At 58.4% G+C, this 20,296-nt stretch carries 16 protein-coding genes; 7 read left to right on the forward strand and 9 right to left on the reverse strand.

Annotation, left to right across the window (positions count from 1 at the left end; translation table 11 throughout):
* Nucleotides 1-2 precede the first annotated feature (2 nt).
* The 9 genes from HU767_RS15745 to HU767_RS15785 all read right to left on the reverse strand — a co-directional run bounded on the left by HU767_RS15745 (nt 3) and on the right by HU767_RS15785 (nt 10,879).
* On the reverse strand, nt 3-1,103 hold the full coding sequence (locus tag HU767_RS15745; protein ID WP_186729937.1) for a polyamine ABC transporter substrate-binding protein: 1,101 nt from the start codon (nt 1,101-1,103) through the stop codon (nt 3-5).
* An 11-nt stretch (nt 1,104-1,114) separates the two neighbouring features.
* Nucleotides 1,115-2,146 (reverse strand): histone deacetylase family protein, encoded by a 1,032-nt coding sequence (locus HU767_RS15750; protein ID WP_186729938.1) that lies wholly within the window; start codon nt 2,144-2,146, stop codon nt 1,115-1,117.
* Nucleotides 2,147-2,695: 549 nt separating this feature from the next.
* Nucleotides 2,696-3,250 (reverse strand): hypothetical protein, encoded by a 555-nt coding sequence (locus HU767_RS15755; RefSeq protein ID WP_018611688.1) that lies wholly within the window; start codon nt 3,248-3,250, stop codon nt 2,696-2,698.
* A 352-nt stretch (nt 3,251-3,602) separates the two neighbouring features.
* Nucleotides 3,603-3,962 carry a DUF6124 family protein gene (locus tag HU767_RS15760; protein WP_186709599.1) on the reverse strand — a complete coding sequence of 120 codons (360 nt, stop codon included), beginning with the start codon at nt 3,960-3,962 and terminating at the stop codon, nt 3,603-3,605.
* A 637-nt stretch (nt 3,963-4,599) separates the two neighbouring features.
* Nucleotides 4,600-6,777, reverse strand: a complete 2,178-nt coding sequence (locus tag HU767_RS15765) for a lipase family protein (RefSeq protein ID WP_186729939.1) — start codon at nt 6,775-6,777, stop codon at nt 4,600-4,602.
* A gap of 11 nt (nt 6,778-6,788) precedes the next feature.
* Nucleotides 6,789-7,559, reverse strand: coding sequence for a hypothetical protein (locus tag HU767_RS15770; protein ID WP_186729940.1), 771 nt, complete (start codon nt 7,557-7,559; stop codon nt 6,789-6,791).
* A complete protein-coding gene (locus HU767_RS15775) occupies nt 7,556-8,410 on the reverse strand; it encodes a DUF4123 domain-containing protein (RefSeq protein ID WP_186729941.1) in 855 nt (284 codons plus the stop codon). The genes HU767_RS15770 and HU767_RS15775 overlap by 4 nt, the downstream gene beginning before the upstream one ends.
* Nucleotides 8,407-10,473 (reverse strand): type VI secretion system tip protein VgrG, encoded by a 2,067-nt coding sequence (locus tag HU767_RS15780; protein ID WP_186729942.1) that lies wholly within the window; start codon nt 10,471-10,473, stop codon nt 8,407-8,409. Before HU767_RS15780 ends, HU767_RS15775 begins: the two co-directional genes overlap by 4 nt.
* Nucleotides 10,474-10,681: 208 nt before the next feature.
* Nucleotides 10,682-10,879, reverse strand: coding sequence for a hypothetical protein (locus HU767_RS15785; protein ID WP_186729943.1), 198 nt, complete (start codon nt 10,877-10,879; stop codon nt 10,682-10,684).
* A 37-nt stretch (nt 10,880-10,916) separates the two neighbouring features.
* On the opposite strand from HU767_RS15785, the gene tssA reads away from it, so the two are divergent.
* The 7 genes from tssA to tssH are packed head-to-tail and all read left to right on the forward strand — an operon-like array spanning nt 10,917 to nt 20,290.
* Complete coding sequence (gene tssA, locus HU767_RS15790; RefSeq protein WP_186729944.1) at nt 10,917-12,473, forward strand: type VI secretion system protein TssA; 1,557 nt, start codon at nt 10,917-10,919, stop codon at nt 12,471-12,473.
* Nucleotides 12,474-12,508: 35 nt separating this feature from the next.
* A complete protein-coding gene (gene tssB, locus HU767_RS15795; RefSeq protein WP_186709579.1) occupies nt 12,509-13,012 on the forward strand; it encodes a type VI secretion system contractile sheath small subunit in 504 nt (167 codons plus the stop codon).
* Between the two features lie 26 nt (nt 13,013-13,038).
* Nucleotides 13,039-14,514, forward strand: coding sequence for a type VI secretion system contractile sheath large subunit (tssC, locus tag HU767_RS15800; RefSeq protein WP_186729945.1), 1,476 nt, complete (start codon nt 13,039-13,041; stop codon nt 14,512-14,514).
* Between the two features lie 6 nt (nt 14,515-14,520).
* Nucleotides 14,521-14,931: a type VI secretion system baseplate subunit TssE gene (gene tssE / locus HU767_RS15805; RefSeq protein ID WP_186709569.1), complete on the forward strand. Its 411-nt coding sequence runs from the start codon at nt 14,521-14,523 to the stop codon at nt 14,929-14,931.
* A 6-nt stretch (nt 14,932-14,937) separates the two neighbouring features.
* Complete coding sequence (tssF, locus tag HU767_RS15810; RefSeq protein ID WP_186729946.1) at nt 14,938-16,725, forward strand: type VI secretion system baseplate subunit TssF; 1,788 nt, start codon at nt 14,938-14,940, stop codon at nt 16,723-16,725.
* A complete protein-coding gene (tssG, locus tag HU767_RS15815) occupies nt 16,689-17,693 on the forward strand; it encodes a type VI secretion system baseplate subunit TssG (RefSeq protein WP_186709555.1) in 1,005 nt (334 codons plus the stop codon). The genes tssF and tssG overlap by 37 nt, the downstream gene beginning before the upstream one ends.
* Before the next feature lie 11 nt (nt 17,694-17,704).
* Entirely contained in the window at nt 17,705-20,290 is a 2,586-nt protein-coding gene (tssH, locus tag HU767_RS15820; protein WP_186729947.1) for a type VI secretion system ATPase TssH, read from the forward strand.
* Nucleotides 20,291-20,296 lie beyond the last annotated feature (6 nt).

Here is a 20,296-nt window from a genome sequence, read left to right on the forward strand (position 1 = left end):
GGTCACTGGCCGGATTTGATTCGTGTCCAGGCCCGCGTACGTGCGCGTTCGGCGTCCCTCGGCAACGGTTGCAACGTATACAGCGAGGCCATGGCCGCCTCGGTCGGGTACAGGTTGGGGTTGCCGCGGATCGCTGGGTCAACCATGTCGGTTGCGTCCTTGTTCGGGTTCGGATAACCGACAAAATCACTCACCGGCGCGATCACCTGGGGTTGCAGCAAATAGTTGATGAAGGTGTAGGCGTCGCCCGGGTTCTTCGCCCCTTTGGGGATGGCGAGCATGTCGAACCAGATCGGCGCGCCTTCCTTGGGCAGGCGCATGTCCACGGTCACGCCGTTCTTGGCTTCCTTGGCGCGGTTGGCGGCCTGGGAGAAGCTGCCGGAATAGCCCACCGCCACGCAGATGTCGCCGTTGGCAATGTCGGCCATGTATTTGGACGAGTGGAAGTACGTGATGTAAGGCCGGATTTTCAGCAACAGTGCTTCGGCCTTGGCGTAGTCCGCCGGCTTCTTGCTGTTGGGGTCCAGGCCCAGGTGCTGCAAGGCCAGGGGCAGTATTTCCGACGGCGAATCAAGCAAGGCCACGCCGCACTGCTTGAGCTTGCTGATGTTCTCTTCCTTGAAGATCAGGTCCCAACTGTCCACCGGCGCGTTGGCGCCCAGGGCGGCCTTGACCTTGTCCGGGTTGAAGCCGATCAGGATGGTGCCGTACATGTAGGGCACGGCGAACTGGTTGCCCGGGTCATTGGCTTCGATCAGCTTCATCAGCTTGGGGTCGAGGTGGTTCCAGTTCGGCAGCTTGCTGCGGTCCAGGGGCTGGAACACCCCGGCTTCGATCTGCTTGGCCAGGAACACGTTGGACGGCACCACCACGTCATAGCCTGAGTTGCCCGTCAGCAGCTTGGCCTCCAGGGCCTCGTTGGTGTCAAAGATGTCGTAGACCAGCTTGACCTGGCTGTTCTGCGCCTTGAAATCCTCCAGGGCCTTGGGCGTGATGTAGTCGAACCAGTTGTAGACGCGCAAGGTGCGCTCCTCGGCCTGGGCAGCGCCGCAAAGCAGCGCGGCGCACACGGCTGGGGCCATTAAACGCTTGAGTCTGTTCATGCTGTTGTTCCTCATGGGGCGCTTTGGAAACCTTCAAGAACGTTCACGGCATTGATGCCGATTTCTGCCACCGCGTAGCCGCCTTCCATCACGAACAGCGTCGGCTTGCCGAGCGCCGCGATGCGCTTGCCCATCGCCAGGTAGTCCGGGCTGTCGAGCTTGAATTGCGAGATCGGGTCGTCCTTGAACGTGTCCACGCCCAGGGACACGACGATGACATCGGCGTCGTAGCCGCGGATTTGCCCGCAGGCCTGCTCCAGCGCCGCGCTCCAGGTGTCCCAGCCTGAACCGGCTGGCAAAGGGTAGTTGAAGTTGAAACCCTCACCGTCGCCCTCGCCGAGCTCATCGGCATAACCCAGGAAAAACGGAAACTCCGCCTCCGGATGGCCGTGGATCGACGCGAACAACACATCGCTGCGTTCGTAGAAAATCGATTGGGTGCCGTTGCCGTGGTGGTAATCCACATCCAGGATCGCGACCTTCCTATGGCCCTGGTCGAGAAAGGCCTGGGCGGCGATGGCCGCGTTGTTGAGGTAGCAATAACCGCCCATCAAATCGCCAGCGGCGTGGTGCCCCGGCGGGCGGCACAACGCAAAGGCACTGCGCGCACCGCGCTGGATGTCCGCCTGGGCGGTAAGAGCCACTTGTGCGGCGCTGTAGGCCGCCTGCCAAGTGCCGGCGGTAATCGGCGCGCCCGCGTCGAAACTGTAATAACCCAACTGGCCGTGCAGGCTGGTGGGGATGACCGTGCGAAAGGTCCGCGCCGGCCAGGTGAAGGGCAACAAATCGCCGTCGCGGTTGTACTTGGCCCAGCGGTCCCAGGCGCCTTTGAAAAATTCCAGGTACGCCGCGCTGTGGATACGCTGGATCGGCCCCAAGCCAAAATCCTGCGGCGCCTCCACCGGCCCCAGCCCCTGCGTCTTGACCCGCTCCAATACATGATCGGCCCGGGACGGCATCTCGAAGCAAGGCATCAACTGCCCGTCCATCAACTCGCAGCGGCCGTGGTGCAGGTGGTGATCGTCTGAGTAGATCGTCAGCATTTTGTTGTTCTCCGCATGGCTGGTCGGTGTGAACACAGTCTTGCGGCGGGAGGCGTTTCAGAGAACGGCAGGAGAGGCCAAAAGGGGATCGAAATGGCCAAAAGGTTTGACCGTAAATCGCCCCTTGTTGGCGCGGGTGTGCGCTGGTTCGGGGCGTTGGGGACCAAGGCTATCTGAGGCCATATAATGATGGGGTAGCGAAGAAGTGCTGAAGCGAGCCTTCCAGCTTGAAAGCCAGCTTCGTTTTTTGTTGCCAGTTGCTAAATAAAAAAGCGGCCGATGGGCCGCCTAATGCTTACTTTGTGGGGGTTACGCGCTGGCAGATAGCTTGACCAAGCGCGAGCCTGCGAGTGCACCATCAGGCTCATCGGAGGACCCACGACGGATGCGGTCGAGTATCCGCAAATCCATTGAGCTTGTGACACGAGCTTTGCGCAAGCCGCGTACGTACAAGCAGTCAAAGTTGTCCTGCCCTTTATGTTTGCCGGCCTTCCCGCGTTGGGTTGCTTTCAATTTGCTCATTTTTCGATCACCTCTGGAATGATGCTATTACTCATCAAGAGTCAACACAAGGGCACCGTTTACCATCTGAAATTCATTTTCGACGTATATAGGGACTGCGCCGGGTAACGGGCTATCTATTTCAATGAGTTCCGCACCAATGATCTTGCAGTACTGAGTAACGGCAAGCACGCAAAGCTGGATGACTCTTCTCTTCAACGGGTGTGAACCACTCTCCCGCTTGGGATGGCCTTCCAGTAGCTTGATCCGTACAACGGTGCGTTTGCCGCTGGGTGTGGCGAAGCATAGACCGCACAGTAGATTCCCGTACCACAGCGCAAGGTCAAGATGTCGGGCATCGCTTTTGATGACCTCTGGAGAGTCATGCCAGGGGAAACCATGGTCTGATTCCCATAGATTAAATTGTTCGAGCGCATCAGCATCGATGTTGCCGAAGCGCACCAGTGCAAAATCAACACCAGACGCTCGTTCAGGATCTGCTGGTTCTTGTGCTAGCAACGTCAATAGCTCGTTGGAAGCTGTGCGGGCCGCACAGGCATAAGCCCGCCATTCCTCATATTTGCGCCGTATAACTTTCCCCACTTCCAAATCCTTGATATCAACTTTTTTCGCACCCCCTCTAGAAGAATGTGATGCTTAAAGTGTTCAGCAATTACTGACGAATTGGCCGCCAAGCCGTTCGCTGATGTCAGCGACGAGGAGACGATAGGGGTTGAGTGTATGGCCCACAAGTCGGCGGGTTCCGGTGTAGTTGTAGGCAAAGGCGCAAGGCAGCGTGGCTTGGCGGAAGGGCTGAGCAACCCGTCAGACGCGCCTTACAACCCGTGGCGAGGGAGTCTTGCTCCCGCTGGGCGTGAAGCGGCCCTAAAATCTTGCGGTCGCTGCGCCGCCGAGCGGGAGCAAGCTCCCTCGCCACGGGTTTGTGGTGTTGCGGCTAGCGAGGGTCGACGTTATCCAGCGCACGGCTGGCCAGCAATGAACTCATCTCGATCAGTTGCTGAATGCCAAGGGCAATGTGGCGGCGGGGGCCTTCCAAGTCGAAGGCGAGGTTGCTGATCATCGCGTCGGCGGATGCCAGGTTTTCGCTGAGGTTGGCGAGCAGGCATTCGTTGTCGGCGTTTTTTGACACGGTGAAGAGCTGGTCCGGTTTGGATGCATCTTCGGACTTTTCCGGTTTCGGTTGCAGGTAATAATCCAAGGCGCGCCTTTCTGCTTCGTCTTGTTTCTTCGTTTTGGATTTGGTGGACGTAGAGCTGCGATCTGCTTCGGGGGGATTTGGTGTTGGCTTGAACATGTGCTGATACTCCATGGTTAAGCCGCAACCTCTTCCCTACTAAAAGAAGGGTGGCGGCTGTACGCAGGTTAGTAGACCGGGGAGATCAGCATTGCCGGCGCGCCGAAGCGCCCTGCGCACAGCCACCATCAAAGACAGGTAGGAACCTGCTTGGACGGAGAGCTCATGCATCCTACTGACACAACCCCGGGCTACTAAACCCGACCACTGATGGGCAGTGGCAGGGAAACGATAGAACCCATGGGCAAGGCGCACAAGCGGGCGGATTCTGGCGTAGTTGTAGGCAATGGCGCAAGGATGCGTAGCTGGGTGGAAGCGTTGCGGCGGGAGAATAAACAAGCCTTGGTAATGCCCAGGAATCGGGGCGATGGAGCTTGCCCTTGCTCGGCGGCGCAGCGGTTTTTCTGTAAGAATGTGCCCGCCTTTTTGGGGCCGCTGCGCAGCCCAGCGGGGCGGTGCGACGTTTCACTGAATCCCTTCGCCACAAAATGGGCACCCACCGCCAATCCCCTGTGGGAGCGAGCCTGCTCGCGATGGCGCCAGCACATGCTCACCCGATCTGAAGGCACGCACGGCCTGTGGCGAGGGAGCTTGCTCCCGCTCGGCGGCGCAGCCGTCGTATTGGCCGCCATACCGATCAGATGATGAAATCGAGATCCAGCGTATACGGTTCGCCAATGGCATACCCGTGACCACCACGGATCAATTCCCCGTCGTCATCCATGGCCGGCGCCATCGCCAACTGCTCCGCCATCCTGTTCTCCGGATGCGCCTGCCAGCGAACCAGGTTTTGTGCCAATTGCTCAGGTTGTTCCGACAAACTCCCGTAGACATCTTTTTCACTGACCGACGCGGTGCGCAGCGTCGCCAGGCGCGCACGGGTGTTGTGCATCTTGTCGACCTCGCGGATGAGCGCAATGTTGACGGCGCTTTCGCTACGCCCATTGGGCGCGCCCCTTCCCGCCAGGTAACGCTCTTCATCCCGCAGCTGTTGGGTAATGCGTGTCAGAGCCCGATCGACCCAATCATATTCGCGCTCTGTTGCCAGCGTGCTTCCGCGGGTTTGCGCTTCCTGCCAGCGGCGTAAGGTCGCCCAGCAAGCGGGAATGTAGCTGGGGACCATGAAGTGATCACCGGTCTGGATGAGTTGGGCCAGCAATGCCGGGCGGTTCGGCAAGCCATGTTTATGCTTGAGGGCCACCTCGCAGGCGGCGTGTTGGGTGATGGTGTCGCACTGGGGCATCCACAGGATTGAAGACCGCTCCTTGCGATCGAACTCCACCGGCAGGAAGTGCCGCAAAATGCCGTGGTGCTCGTAGCGCTCGCCCGTCAGGTTAGTGATGCCCGCGACGAACACGGAAAGGCCGACCGGTACGTTGGCGAATGCAAGGGCCAACCCTGTGCCATAAACATCGCTCTTGGTATTCATCCAACTGCCGGGGACGCTGGGTATCGGGTCGTTGTGGTTGACCATTCGGTAATGCACCAAGGCTTCGGCGTTTTTTGTGAAAGTGGCGTCGGCGGCGCGAGGGGCGCCGTAGGTGTAAAGCTGGAGGGTGTAGCCTTCTGGTCTGCGCCGCAGCATTTCTGAAAGGAGTAACGCCACCGCGCCGCCCAGGCTGTGGCCGCATATCAGCAGTTTTTGGCCGGCGTAGAACCTGTCCAGATAGCTCGTCACGAAGGCCGCAGTTTTCTTGGCGGCACCATAGAACCCTTGATGCACCTGGCCGACACCTTCTTCAAACGGCACTTGGAGCGCATCGGCGTCGCGCAGGAAGTCGGCGGTTTGCTGGGTGCCACGTACTGCTATCAGGATCAGTTCGTCGTTGTGGGTGATGTAGGCCTGGGTGTCGGTGCTTTCTTGCTTGTCGGTGTCATCGAGAAAATGGACTTTGGCGGGATGTTCCTGATGTGCACCCAATTCCGGATCGTTGACCGCGTAGAGGGCTGGGTCGAACGGCACGATCTCCAGGCGTTTGGAGTAGGGCACGTCTTCATAAAGCGGGTAATAGGGCTTTGTCTGTTCCGGATAGAACTCCCCGAGTTCTTCGAACTTGGCCAATGCATCCGCGAACCAATTGCCCACGCTTGGTTGCTTGGTGAAGCTCGGCGGCGTTGTTATCGGAGCCTTGTCAGGTGTTTGCCCGAAGGGGCAGTAGGTCAAGGTCGACATGAGCGCCAGTTGATACAAGTTGAGCGCGCAGAATTCAGGGGCGGTGGACAGCATGGGGCGCAAGGCGCGCAACGGGCGAACTTCCAACACCGTGTGTTTTTGCGGCATCAGCGCTACGCCGAGCTTGCCATGTTCACCCATCAGCCGTGCCGGCCCCGAAGGGGCTGGGTAATGGCGGTACACCTCGGGGGGCAAGTGCGCGACATGCTTGACCAAGTGCCGTACTTCCACTTGGAAGTAATCGTCTGCACAGGCTTGTGCGGGATTTTCCCGGGTGCGTGTGGCGTTTGGGTTCAGGTAGCGGGTTTGCTCGGCGCGGACTTGTAGTTCGGTGATTTGGAGAGGGTAGTGAGTTCTACGTTGAAGCTCGATATAAAACTTTTCCTGCCCTTGATACGGTTGTTCAAAGGCAAGGGCAAGCGGCCCTGCGTAGTGGTTGATGACCTTGCCGATGCCCATGGCATCCAGGTTGCCTGAGTATTGTTGTCCTTCCGAATCGGTCGCCATATAGGCCAGTCCCGCATAGGGCTCGCCAGAACCAAACTCATCGACGAGCTGAAAACTGGTCCATCTACCCCCGACAGGACAGGCCAAATTGCGACTGCTTAGCCTCGACTCCAATTCCTTTTGAAACGATGTCATACGCGATCTCCTTATTCCGTACAACCGGGGTAAATAGTGCATTTGCGCCCATCGGGCATCTGAAAACCGCTGAAGTCTTTGTAATTACCGAAACAAAATGCGTATGGATCTTCGAAGTTATCGCCCATGCAGCGTTTCCAGCCGTTGGGTACCTTCACCCAGGTATCACCCATGTAGGGCCTCTCTTCGCGGGCCAACTTGATCTTCATCCTCACGGTTTTACCCGGTAGCTGATCAAGGGTGTACGCCGAGAAAGGACGTCCACGCCCAAGCTCGCCTTGTGGGTTGGTTTTTTTGCAGTCGAGGATTTTTCTTAGAATGCGGGGCTTGCCTGAGGTGCGGAACAACCATTGGCATTGGCCGTAAAAAGTACTTTCACCCGCTTCGCTGAACGTGCCTTTGTATTGCGCTTCCAGCTCATCGCGAATCACGACGTTGGCTGAGTCTTGACTGATATCGCTCCAGTCCTCGCCATAGGCGGAGTTGATTTCGAGCTCAATGCGGCTGATCACCAGCGGGCAACCCATACGGGTTCGGCGAATAACGATTTCGGAATCGGGTTTGTATGCCTTACGCCACTCCCTGTTGAATACCGGCGCTTTGTTATACCGGGTCTCGACGGTGCAGGTTTCGCTTGGGGCGGGCACGTAGTACACCGCTGCCTGGTAGGCAAAGTCACGCGGTAAATCTGCCGTAAAAGTAAACGTGTTCGGCTGTGTGTTGGCACAACCTGCCGTCATCGCCAGGCCGCTCAAACTTGCAATGCACAAAGCCTGTTTCATGCCGGCGTATCTCCCTGCCAAAACGCTGCCATCAGGCGCACCCGTTCAAAATGCTCGTCGGGGCTTTCAGCTGAACGTACTTGCCAATACGGCGCCAGCGCCTGGGCGGGTGCTTGCAGGTACTGGGTCAATAAAAACTCCAACTGCTCGGACGCCTGCCAATGCCAGGCCTCGGCCTGATCGAGCGTGACACGCAACCACGCCTCCGGGTTTTGTTGCTCGGCCAGTGTTGCGAAGGCCTGGACATGCTCGGCCAACAGGAAGCGACGGGCATTGAGGAGCCGAACCTGCATCGCTTGCTGCGGGGTAACGGGCACCTGCAGCCAAAGAGGCGAATCAGGCACCGGATAGGTTCCTGGCGCCGGGTTATGCGTGCTTGACCAATGATGGCCCTGCCAATAGCAGACACTGATCGCTGGCCCGAGGTAGGCCGGATAGGCTTCAACGGACAGGTGCTTGAGCGCCCGGGACAGTACACGGTTGTCATGGAAGCGGTACAACGCCTGATGGGGGCGCTCGCCGATGATCAGCCGTTCGCGCCAGTGCTCCACCAGCGTAGGCAGCGCCCCTTTGGGAAGGCTGGCAAACCACCCCCAGTGGCTGTCCGGTCGGTCGAGCAATTCATTGATGTGTTCGTCGCCGGGCCTATCGAAGGTGAAGACAAAGGGGCCGGCGTCAGCGAGGTCAGCAACCAGCGTTTGGCCGTACACGCTCAAGTATTGGTCGGGACGACTGTTCTTGAGCAATGTCTGGCGCGTGGGGTGCTCATGTTCTGAGTCCAGGACGAGGCACAGGGCGTGGCCGAGGCGTTGCTGTTCGATCAACCATTGATGGGGGAGTGAGCGAGTCATGCGGCGGCGACTTCCATTAGGCAGAGACCCTCGCGGCAGGCCTCGCAGATCGGACAAAAGTCCAATCCCGCTGCTTTGCTGGCTGTTATCAGCGCGCGTTGAGTGGGAGCGAATACTGGGGCTGGGGCCGCCAAGGGATCGGTCAAACCGGGTCTGAATGATGAGGCAGTGGCGCCGGCCATGGGGGCGCCGCCGAGTTGGATTTCACTGCTGCTGTAGATACCACTGTGATCGATCACGATGTGCTGGCCCCCGGCTTTCAAACTGAGGGTTGCGCCTGCTTCAAGGACCACATGAGCGCCTGCCTTGATATGAATTTGCTGCCCGGCCTCGACGGCCAGTGTCTGATCGACATGGGTGTGGCGGTTGGCGACGCGCAGGTAGTCATTGCCTTCGACCTGGACCGTGCGGTCGGCGGCCGTGGTCCGATGCTCTTCGGCGTGCAGGACAGTGATGCTGTTGCCCTTGATGGTTTCCCGTCGCTCGTTGCCAATCTCCAATCGGCTGTCGTTTTCGATTTTTTGTTCCATGTCACGCTGAGCTCGCACATAGATCAGTTCCTGGCCTGCGCGATCTTCCAGATGCAGCTCGTTGAAGCCCTTGCCGTCCGGTGAGCTGCGAGAGCGAAACACAGTACGGGTCTTGTGCGCAGGCAACGGGTAGGGCGAGGCATTGGCGCTATTGGTCAGGCATCCGATGATCAACGGCTTGTCGGGATCGCCTTCCATGAAGGCCACCAATACCTCCATGCCAACCCGCGGGATCGTGGTGCCCCCGTAGCTGTTACCCGCCCAGTTGGAGGCCACTCGCAACCAACAACTGCTGCCGTCATCGACGTGTCCCGCACGATCCCAAAAGAACCTGACCTTGACCCGGCCATACCGGTCGCAGTGGATATCTTCGCCCTGGGGGCCGGTGACGATTGCGGTCTGACTGCCGGATATACGTGGCTTCTTATAGACCCGCTGCGAACGGAAGATCGCGTCCCAAGGCGTGGCAACGAAGCGATTGCGATAGCCCTGATTGAAGCGGTCTTCAGCCTCGCCAGCGTTACTGGGAGTGATTTCCTCCAGCACTTGCGGCTGTTTGCCTTCGTGATGCACTTCGGTCAGGAGCCATAGATCATTCCACTCCTGGCGAGGGTGCTCACTCAATGTCAGGAAGTGCCCCGTCCTCAATGCTGGCTGATCACTCTTTCCTTCGGCCTGGCGGTAGTCGGCGCGATGGCGTTCCAGGGCTCTCTGGCTCAATAATCTGCCGCGTTTTTGCTGGGTAAAGTCGCCCGGATAGTCATAGGCTTCCAGGTCTGGTTGAACGTTTTCGACGCCGGGCTGACAGCTGCTCTCCAACAGGAATGTCGCCTTCTCGAAATCGTAATCACGGCGCGTGACGCGGCTGGTCCGGGTCTCCAGTCGCAGGCCAAATCGATGGATGACCGGCTCGTCGTCAACCATGCCGCCGCTGCCGTGTTTATAAACAGTGCGCTGCTCAAGCCGAGGGAATACGGTCTGGTTATCACCAAATACCAGGAGATGGTCCGATTCACTGTACTGGAAGTGATAATGCAGGCCTTCTTCATGACACAGGCGCTCGATGAAGTGCAAGTCGGATTCGTGATACTGCACACAGTAGTCACGAGGCAAATAACTCGCACTTAACTGGAAGCGATGGGCATCGGTGAGAATGCCGTGTTCCTTGAGAATCAACGTGATGATGTGCGGCACACTGGCCTGTTGGAAAATTCGCTGATTGATGCGGTGCTCCAAGTAAGCCAGGCGTGGCGCTAATCTTATTGTGTAATAAGTCAGCCTTTTACCTGAATCGCCTTGCGCAGCACGATAAATCACCCCGTGAACACCGCTTCCCTGTTTATCAAATGCTAAAAAGGCCTGTTTGTTTAATAAATGTTCCAGGTTTATATCCCTTCGTTCGCTGACAAGTTCAATGCCGAATGAATAGGGGGTGCTGATGGCTTCTGAACCTTCGAAGGCCAGGACTTGGAAGTCGTGCGTGAGGTCACGGATCGTGAGGCGGAAGTTGGACAGATCAAAGGTGGGTAACATGGCGAACGTCCTTGGGTTGTGGCTTTAGCTCCTGATTCCATTGAAGCAGACTTGACGGATGATCGCGTAGGCACCGGTAAAAAAGGAAAGGGATGTAGGAATCTTCTTCATGGATCAAAGAGATTGCGACAGAAATAATTTGAAGCGTTTTGTCATTTTTTGAAAGGTAAATTCCAATATCTCCAATACTGGCTCGACGTGGGAAGTTTCACTTGGGCTCCATTTGGTTTTGTTTCTTTAAAAAAAGGAAAGCTCCTACTTTTTTATTCTGGAAACCTTGGCATTCTTCGCGGCGTTCGGCAGGTAAGAGAGCGGTGAGCGTTTGGGGCGAGGCGGCTGGATTGTATTTGGCGAAATTTCCTACAAGCGAAGCTGAATATTTACCTTGAATAACCATGCCGTCCAAACAACCCACGCCACACACCGAACTTTCAGGGGGGTAAATGTCGTATTCCGAAAATCTGTCCGTCCATTATTTGATGCTCGCCAAGACTCCCGTTTCCAAGGACAGTTTTGCGGGTGCGGACGTGCGTTTTTCAAATGAATACGAAGTATTGGAAAGCGAGGTGGGCAAAGCCCGGTCGATGCACGCAAGTGGTCAGGTCGACTGGTTGAAGGTCCTTGAGGGAAGCGAAGTGCTGTTGCGGACCCAGTCGAAGGATCTACGTGTGGTGGCTTGGCTGGTTTGGGCGCTGTATCAGCGAGAGTCGTTCCAAGGGCTGCTAGCGGGTCTCGGTCTTTTGCAGCACTTATGCAAGCACCATTGGCTGGACATCCACCCGCTCAAGAATCGAACCCGTGCCGCCAGCATCAATTGGCTGTTGCCTCGCCTGGAACAAGCGTTCGGCGATGACATTGCAATCAAGGAGCAGTTGCCGATGTTCCGCCATCTCGCGGAACAAATGGAGAGCCTCGACGCTGTTTGCACCGCCCAATTGGGTGACGACGCACCTCTGCTGCTGCCGCTGTGTCGGCGCCTCGACAGTATGATCCAGCGAGCCACCGGAAACCGGCCGCAGCCTGGCGCCATTGGAACGGTTGTGGCTCAGGTAAAGCAGGTTGCCACCCAGCTGCTCGCATCCGGCACTCCTATCGAAAACGAAAAAGAAGCCCACAAAGCGCTGCGCGCCCAGCAGGAGGGTGCGCGTCCGTTATGCGCCTGGTGGCTCAAACAAAAAGCGACTGACGCTCGTGCCCTGCGCCTGAATCGCACCATGCTCTGGCTGGCCATCGATGTATTGCCCGAGCGCAATGCCGAGCAGGTCACCCAGCTGCGCGGCCTGCCAGCGGACAAACTCAAGGTTTACCAAGATCGTTTCCAGCAGGGTGATTACGCAGACCTGCTTGTGGAGATCGAGGCGAGCCTGGCGACGGCACCGTTCTGGTTCGATGGCCAGAGGCTGGCCTGGGAATGCCTGCAAGGGTTGAACGCCGAGTTGGCCATGCGGGAACTGGAAGTCCATTTTGCGTTATTCATCCAGCGCCTGCCGGGCATTATCGAATTGCGCTGGCATGACGGTACGCCGTTCGCCGATCCGGCCACCCGGGGTTGGATCGCTGCCCAAGTCAAGCCTCACCTGCAGAGCCCCGGCGCGGCACCCACGGCCGATGTCCCCGACAACCTTGCGCCTTGGGAAGGGGCGCTGGAGGAAGCCGAGGCGATCCTGCGCAACGACGGTCTCAAACCCGCCGTTAAGTTGCTCAGGCAAGGCATGCAAAGCGCCAATGGAGCGCGCGAGCGATTTCTTTGGCACTTCGCGTTGGCTCGTGTGTGCTTTTCGGCCAGGAAATACGAACTCGCCAAGGTCCAGTTGGAGGCCCTCGATCAGACGCTACGAAACGCAGGCCTGAATGCCTGGGAGCCGCTCTTGGAGCTGCAGGTGCTGCACCTGTTGCATAGCTGCTGCGAGTTGTTGCCACAAAACCACTCTGTACGTGAATGCAAGGAAGAGACCCATCGCAGGTTATGTCACCTCGATCTGGAACGGGTCATTGAATAGGCCTCCGGGTCCCAAATTGAAAGAAGGAGAAAATCATGGCCAAAGAAGGCTCGGTCGCCCCTAAGGAACGTATCAACGTTACCTTCAAGCCTGCCACCGGCGGTGCTCAGGAAGACATTGAACTGCCGTTGAAACTGTTGGCGATCGGTGATTACACCCACCGCTTGGATGAACGCAAGGTCGAGGATCGCAAGCCGATCGGCATCGACAAAATGACCTTCGACGAAGTGTTGGCCAAGCAAGAGCTGAGCCTGACCCTGAGCGTACCGAATCGTCTCCAGGCAGAGAGCGGCGTTGAGGAGCTGCCTATACAGCTGCGCTTGAACTCGATGAAAGACTTCAATCCGGCGAGCCTGGTCGAGCAAGTACCGGAACTCAGCAAGCTGATGGCGCTGCGCGAGGCGCTGGTGGCACTCAAAGGGCCGTTGGGCAACACGCCGGCATTTCGTAAAGCCATCGAAGGCGTACTCGCCAATGACGACTCCCGCCGCCGAGTACTGGATGAGCTGGGCCTGGACACCACAGCAAAAAGCGCTTGATTTCTTTCAGCCAAGGAAGCCGAAACATGAGTACCCATGCAGTACAGCAGCAGAGCCAGGACAACGCGGACTACAGCATTCTTGAAAGCATCATCGCCCAGACCCGTCTGACTCCGGACGATGAAGCCTATGACATTGCCAGGCGCGGTGTGTCTGCGTTCATCGAAGAGCTGCTCAAGTCGCAAAACAGCGGCGAGCCGGTCAAGAAGGCCATGGTTGACCGAATGATCGCCGAGATCGACGCCAAGCTCAGTCGCCAGGTGGACGAAATCCTCCACCACCCGCAATTCCAGGCGTTGGAATCGGCGTGGCGCGGTTTGCAGTTGCTGGTGGACCGCACCGACTTCCGCGAAAACATCAAGATAGAAATGCTCAATGTGTCCAAGGACGATTTGCTGGACGACTTCGAGGATTCGCCTGAGGTCATGCAGTCGGGCCTGTACAAGCATATCTACACCGCTGAGTACGGCCAGTTCGGTGGGCAACCGGTGGGCGCGGTCATCGCCAACTACTTCATGTCCCCAAGCTCGCCGGACGTGAAATTGATGCAGTACGTGTCCAGTGTCGCCTGCATGTCCCATGCGCCATTCATTGCTGCGGCCGGTCCGAAATTCTTTGGCCTGGAGAGTTTCACGGGACTGCCGGACCTCAAGGACCTGAAAGATCATTTCGAAGGCCCGCAATTCGCCAAGTGGCAGAGCTTTCGTCAATCGGAAGACGCTCGTTATTTCGGCCTGACCGTCCCGCGCTTCCTATTGCGCAACCCATACGATCCGCAAGAGAACCCGGCCAAGTCGTTCGTCTACAAGGAAACCGTTGCCAACAGCCACGAGCACTACCTGTGGGGCAACACGGCGTACGCGTTCGGCACGAGGCTGACCGACAGCTTCGCTAAATTCCGCTGGTGCCCGAATATCGTCGGCCCACAAAGTGGTGGCGCGGTCGAAGACCTGCCATTGCACCACTTCGAAAGCATGGGCGAAATCGAAACCAAGATCCCGACCGAAGTACTGGTGTCCGATCGCCGCGAATACGAATTGGCCGAGGAGGGCTTCATCTCCCTGACCATGCGCAAAGGCAGTGACAATGCCGCGTTCTTCTCCGCCAGCTCCGTGCAGAAATCAAAGTTCTTCGGTAACAGCGCCGAGGACAAGCATGCAGAGCTGAACTACAAGCTCGGCACCCAGTTGCCTTACATGATGATCGTCAATCGCCTGGCTCATTATTTGAAAGTTCTGCAGCGCGAGCAATTGGGGTCCTGGAAAGAACGCACGGACCTGGAGCGTGAGCTCAATAACTGGATCCGCCAGTACGTGGCCGACCAGGAGAACCCAAGTGCCGAAGTCCGTGGCCGTCGTCCGCTGCGTGCCGCGAAGATTGTGGTCAGTGACGTGGAAGGTGAACCGGGTTGGTACCGCGTCGGCCTCAACGTAAGGCCGCACTTTAAGTACATGGGCGCCGATTTCACGCTGTCACTGGTCGGCAAACTGGACAAGGCGTAAGCACCCATGACTTACGGCAGTCTTTTCGAACGACTGGCTGATGATTCTGAAAAGCGCAGGGGTTTGAGCCGCGAGGTTTGCGTTGTCACATCCGTTGCTGCGCATCTGGCCAAGATGCTCAGTACGCGGGCAGGTAGCGTGCAGACACTCGCGGATTATGGACTGCCGGACCTCAATGACATGCGCTTTAGCCTGCACGACGTGGGGAGCCAAGCCCGCAGGGCAATCGAGACCTTCATCAAGGCCTACGAACCACGTTTGCGCGATGTCTGTGTCGTTTTAATGCCGAGCAACGCCGATCAACTTCGCCTGTCCTTGCGCATCGACGCGTTACTGGATGTGGACGGGGTCAGGCGACAGGTCAGCTTTTCCGCGCGCCTGGACGGCAGCGGTCAGGTCAAGGTCAGACAAGGATAGCCACTGATGTCGTTCAATCATTACTACCAGAGCGAACTGACGGCGCTCCGCCAGTTGGGTCGATGTTTCGCCGAGCGCAACCCGGCATTGGCGCCCTTTCTCGGGCAGGCCGGACGGGACCCGGATGTAGAGCGGCTACTGGAGGGGTTTGCATTCCTGACCGGACGGCTGCGCCAGAAGCTAGACGACCAGTTGCCGGAGCTGAGTCATTCGCTGATGCAACTGTTGTGGCCGAACTACATGCGGCCATTGCCGGCCTTCGGCATTTTGCAGTTCGATCCGCTGCAGCGATCTGGGCCCGCGTTTCGGGTCGAGCGCGATACGCCGGTCGAAAGCAAGCCGGTCCAGCAGGTGAGTTGTCGTTTCCTTACCTGTTACCCCACCGACGTCCTCGCGCTTGATCTGACCCAGCTGAGTTATTCGGTAAAAGGGGAGGGGTCGCTGTTGAGCTTGCATCTTCAGATGCGTTGCGACGGTCATTTAGGCGAGCTACAACTGAGCCGCTTACGCCTGCATTTGACTGGCGAACGCTACATCAGCCAGATGCTTTATCTAAGCCTGCTGCGTAATCTTGAAGGTATCGAGCTGATCCCGTTGGACGGCACCGGCGCGGCCCTACGGACGGCAGATGGCAGCCCGACGACGTTCAGGCTCCCCGCTGACCGTGTACAGCCGGTCGGGTTTGCCGAGGAGGAAGCGCTGGTCCCGTACCCGCTGAATACCTTTCGTGGCTATCGCTACCTGCAAGAATATTTCGCTTTCCAGGACAAGTTCCTGTTCGTCGACATCAATGGCCTGGACGTGATCAACACCTTGCCGCATGGCAACATCGAGCAGATGCGAGGCCTGGAGCTGCGCTTCGATATTGGCAAAAGTGGTATCCAGCGAATGCGCCCGACGCTGGATAACATAAAGCTGTACTGCACGCCGATCGTCAATCTGTTCAAGCATGACGCCCACCCGATCCGCCTGGACAGCAAACAAGATGAGTACCTGCTGTTGCCGGCTGAGTACGACCAGGAGCACTGCGGTGTGTTTTCGGTCGAAAGCGTCACTGGCTGGAGTCCCGGAGGCCTGGGTTATCAGGCCTATGTGCCGTTCGAATCCTTCGAGCACGATTCAAGCTTCGATGTGCCCCACAGCCGCCCCTATTACAGCGTTCGCCAGCGGTCTTCCTTGATGCACGACGGTCTGGACACCTGCCTGGGCTTTGGTGTCCGGCACGCTCACCCTCATGAAACCCTGTCGATCGAATTGATGTGCACCAACCGGAACCTGCCGCGCCAGCTCAAGCCCGGGGACATCGATCAACCCAGCGAAAAAAGCCCCGAGGGGCTGAGTTTCCGCAACATCGGTCCGGTCACGCCAAGTTTCGCGCCGCCACTCAACCGCGACTTCCTCTGGAAGTTGATCAGCAATATGTCACTCAACTATCTGTCCCTGGCCGACGTCAATGCGCTCAAGGTGATTCTCGAAACCTACGATTTTCCGCGTTACCACGACGAACAGGCAGAGAAAGTCAGCAAGCGTTTGCTCAATGGACTCAAGTCAATCCGGCACCAGGCTGTCGACCGCTTGCACCGGGGCTTGCCAGTGCGCGGCCTGCGCACTGAACTGACCATCGACCCGCTGGGTTACATCGGCGAGGGCGACCTGTTCGTCTTCGCTTCGGTCCTCAACGAGTTTTTCGCGTTGTATGCCAGCCTCAATTCGTACCACGAGTTGCGGGTGAACAGCACACAAGGAGAGGTGTACCAATGGACACCCCGCATGGGCCAACAGCCGCTTCTATAAACGTGCTGACGCAAGGGATACGCGAGTACTCGTTATTCCAGGCCGTGTTGCTGGTCATTGATCGGCTGCGCGAGGCTCATCCTGGTTTGGACGATGAAGCGCTGTATGACCGATTGGAGTTTCAGGCCAACCCAAGCCTGGGATTCCCGTCCAGCGACATTGATCGTGTGGAGTTTTTTGAAGAGCACGGCCAGGTGCGGGCGCGTCTGCGCTTGAACCTGATCAGCTTGGTGGGTGCGGGTTCGCCGTTGCCGGCGTTCTACGGTGAGCAGGCAGTAGGAGAGGAAAACGGCAATCCAACACGCGACTTTCTGGACGTCTTTCACCATCGTCTCCAACGGCTGATGCTGCCGATCTGGCGCAAGTATCGTTACTGCGCAAGTTTTCAGAGCGGCGCCCGAGATCCGTTTTCCGAACAGTTGTACGCACTGATCGGTTTAGGGGGCGAAGAGATTCGCAAGGCCAGCCAACTGAACTGGAAACGTCTGCTGCCGTACCTGGGCTTGCTGAGCCTGCGTGCCCATTCAGCGGCGCTGATCGAGGCCGTACTGCGTTATTACTTCAAGCACGCCGAACTGAACCTCGAACAGTGCGTCGAGCGGCATGTGGACATCCTTGACGAACAGCTTAATCGCCTGGGGAGCGCCAACAGCCTGCTCGGTCAGGACCTGGTGTTCGGCGAGCGAGTGCGCGACCGCAGCGGCAAGTTTCGGATCCATATCAGCGAGCTGGACTGGCAGCGCTTCCACGAATTCCTGCCCATTGGAAACGGTTACCAGCCGCTGTGTTCGCTGGTGCAATTCACCCTGCGTGATCCCCTCGAATATGACATTCGCCTGGTCCTGCGCCAGCAGGCAATTCGTGAGCTGTGTATCGGTGAACAGAACACTTGCCGCCTGGGATGGACCAGTTGGCTGGGGCATGAGCGCGCTGATGGCGTGGTGACCCTTGGCAGTAAAATTCATTAGGAATGGATGACATGATCAATGTAGACCTTCAGCAACTGATCCAGGCATTGGACGCTGAAACCAGGCGTGACCTGGAGCGTTCGGCCGAGCATTGCGTGGCCCGTGCCGCGGACAAGGTCCTGGTGGAAGACTTGATGCTGAGTCTGCTGGAGCGTCCCCAGGGTCTGCTCGCGCGCGCCTTGCAGGACGCCCAGGTCAGTGCAGGCGAGTTGAGCGCGGCCCTGCAACCGCGGATAGGGCACAGCGCTTCGCGCAACCCGGTATTCGCTCCGGAACTGGTGCAGTGGTTGCAGGATGCGCTGCTGGTGGCCAATCTCGAACTCGGCCGCAGCGACGTCGGACAAGCAGCGTTGCTCCTGGCGTTGCTGCGCAACCCGCTTCGCTACGCCGGGAGTGCCTATTTGGCGCTGCTTAACCGGTTGAACGTTGATCGCCTGAAAGGGTTCGCCTTGTCGCAACAGGCTCAACCGGTTGCCGGCCAGCCCACCACGACGCACGGCTCCCTGCTGTCGCGCTTTACCCATGACCTGACCCGACAGGCCCGTGAAGGCCAACTCGACCCGGTACTCTGTCGCGACAGCGAAATCAGGCAGATGATCGATATCCTCGTTCGTCGCCGCAAAAACAATCCAATCGTCGTCGGTGAAGCAGGGGTGGGTAAGACCGCCATCGTCGAAGGGCTGGCGTTGCGCATCGCCGCCGGGGAGGTTCCGTCGGTGCTTCAAGGCGTTGAATTGCTTTCACTGGATATGGGGCTGCTGCAGGCTGGCGCCAGCATCAAGGGAGAATTCGAGCGTCGTCTCAAGGGGGTGATCGATGAGGTCAAGGCTTCGCCAAAACCCATCATCCTGTTCATCGACGAAGCCCATACCTTGATCGGCGCGGGTAACCACGCCGGGGGCACCGATGCGGCCAACCTGCTCAAGCCTGCCTTGGCCCGGGGCGAGCTGCGTACCATCGCGGCGACCACCTGGGCCGAGTATAAAAAATACTTTGAAAAAGACCCGGCCCTGGCCCGTCGTTTCCAAGCGGTGCAATTGCACGAGCCGACCGTCAGCGAGGCAGTGACCATCCTGCGTGGCCTGGCCCGGGTCTACGAAAACAGTCATGGCGTCTACCTGCGCGATGACGCGGTGGTCACGGCAGCGCAATTGTCGGCCCGCTACCTGGCCGGTCGTCAGTTGCCGGACAAGGCCGTGGATGTGCTCGACACCGCCTGCGCTCGCGTGCGGATCAGCTTGGCCGCGGCCCCACAAAGCCTGGAGCGACTACGTGGCGAGTTGGCCGAAGGCGCGCGCCAACGCCAGGCGCTGCGTCGCGACGCAGAGGCTGGCCTGCCGGTTGATCTTCAGGCTCTGGAGGCGCTGGAGGTACGTCTGGCAGCCATCGAGGACGAGAGTCACACGCTGGAATTCCAATGGACCGAGCAACGTATCCTCGCGGAACGTTTGCTGTCGCTACGTCAGCAATTGGCCAGGGCACGGGAAAGCGCGGTGGATCAAGCCCACGGTATCGAGGCGCTGGAAGCGGCCGTGCATGAAACACACGACTCGCTGGTGGCCGCACAAACCCAGGAGCGCCTGGTCAGCTTTGAAGTTTGCCCACGACTGGTCGCCGAAGTGATCCATGCCTGGACCGGTGTACCGCTGGCGCAACTGGCGCGCGAGCACAATCTGAAGGTGGCCAGTTTCGCCACAGACCTGCGTGCTCGTATTCGTGGCCAGGAACCGGCCGTACAGGCGCTTGATCGCGCGATGCGCGCCGCCGCCGCAGGCTTGAACGAACCCGACGCCCCGGTAGGCGTATTTTTGTTGGTGGGCCCAAGTGGCGTCGGCAAGACTGAAACAGCACATGCCTTGGCCGACCTGCTCTATGGCGGTGAGCGTTTCCTCACAACGATCAACATGACCGAGTTCCAGGAGAAACATACCGTTTCCCGACTGATCGGAGCGCCGCCGGGCTACGTCGGTTTTGGCGAAGGCGGCATGCTCACCGAAGCTGTGCGGCAAAAACCCTATAGCGTGGTGCTGCTCGACGAAGTCGAAAAAGCCGACCCGGATGTGTTGAACCTGTTCTACCAGATCTTCGACAAAGGCCTGGCCAATGATGGGGAAGGGCGGGAGATCGATTTTCGCAACACCCTGATTCTGATGACATCGAACCTGGGCAGTGAGTGTATCGACGAGCTGTGCGAAAACGGCGCACGACCAAGTGCCGAGCGCCTTGAGGAGTCCATTCGCCCGATCCTCAGCAACCATTTCAAGCCAGCGTTGCTGGCCCGCATGCGCGTGGTGCCGTATTACCCGGTCAGCGGGCCTGTGCTGCGTGAACTGGTGGAAATCAAACTCGACCGCCTGGGCCAGCGATTGCGTCGACGTCAGTTGGGCTTCAGTTATTGCGAGCACCTCGTGAGCCACCTGGTCGAGCGCTGCAGTCGCAATGACCGTGGAGCGCGGCTGATTGGTCAATTGCTCGACCAGCACCTGATGCCGCTGGTTGCCGACCGCTTGCTCGCGGCCATGGCCGGCGGCGAACCGCTACGGCATGTACGCGCGGTGCTCAAGGGTGAAGCCAGTGTCGCGTGCGAGTTCTCCTGAAATGGG

Source organism: Pseudomonas sp. SWRI179 (genome assembly GCF_014268705.1).
Taxonomy (GTDB): domain Bacteria; phylum Pseudomonadota; class Gammaproteobacteria; order Pseudomonadales; family Pseudomonadaceae; genus Aquipseudomonas; species Aquipseudomonas zanjanensis.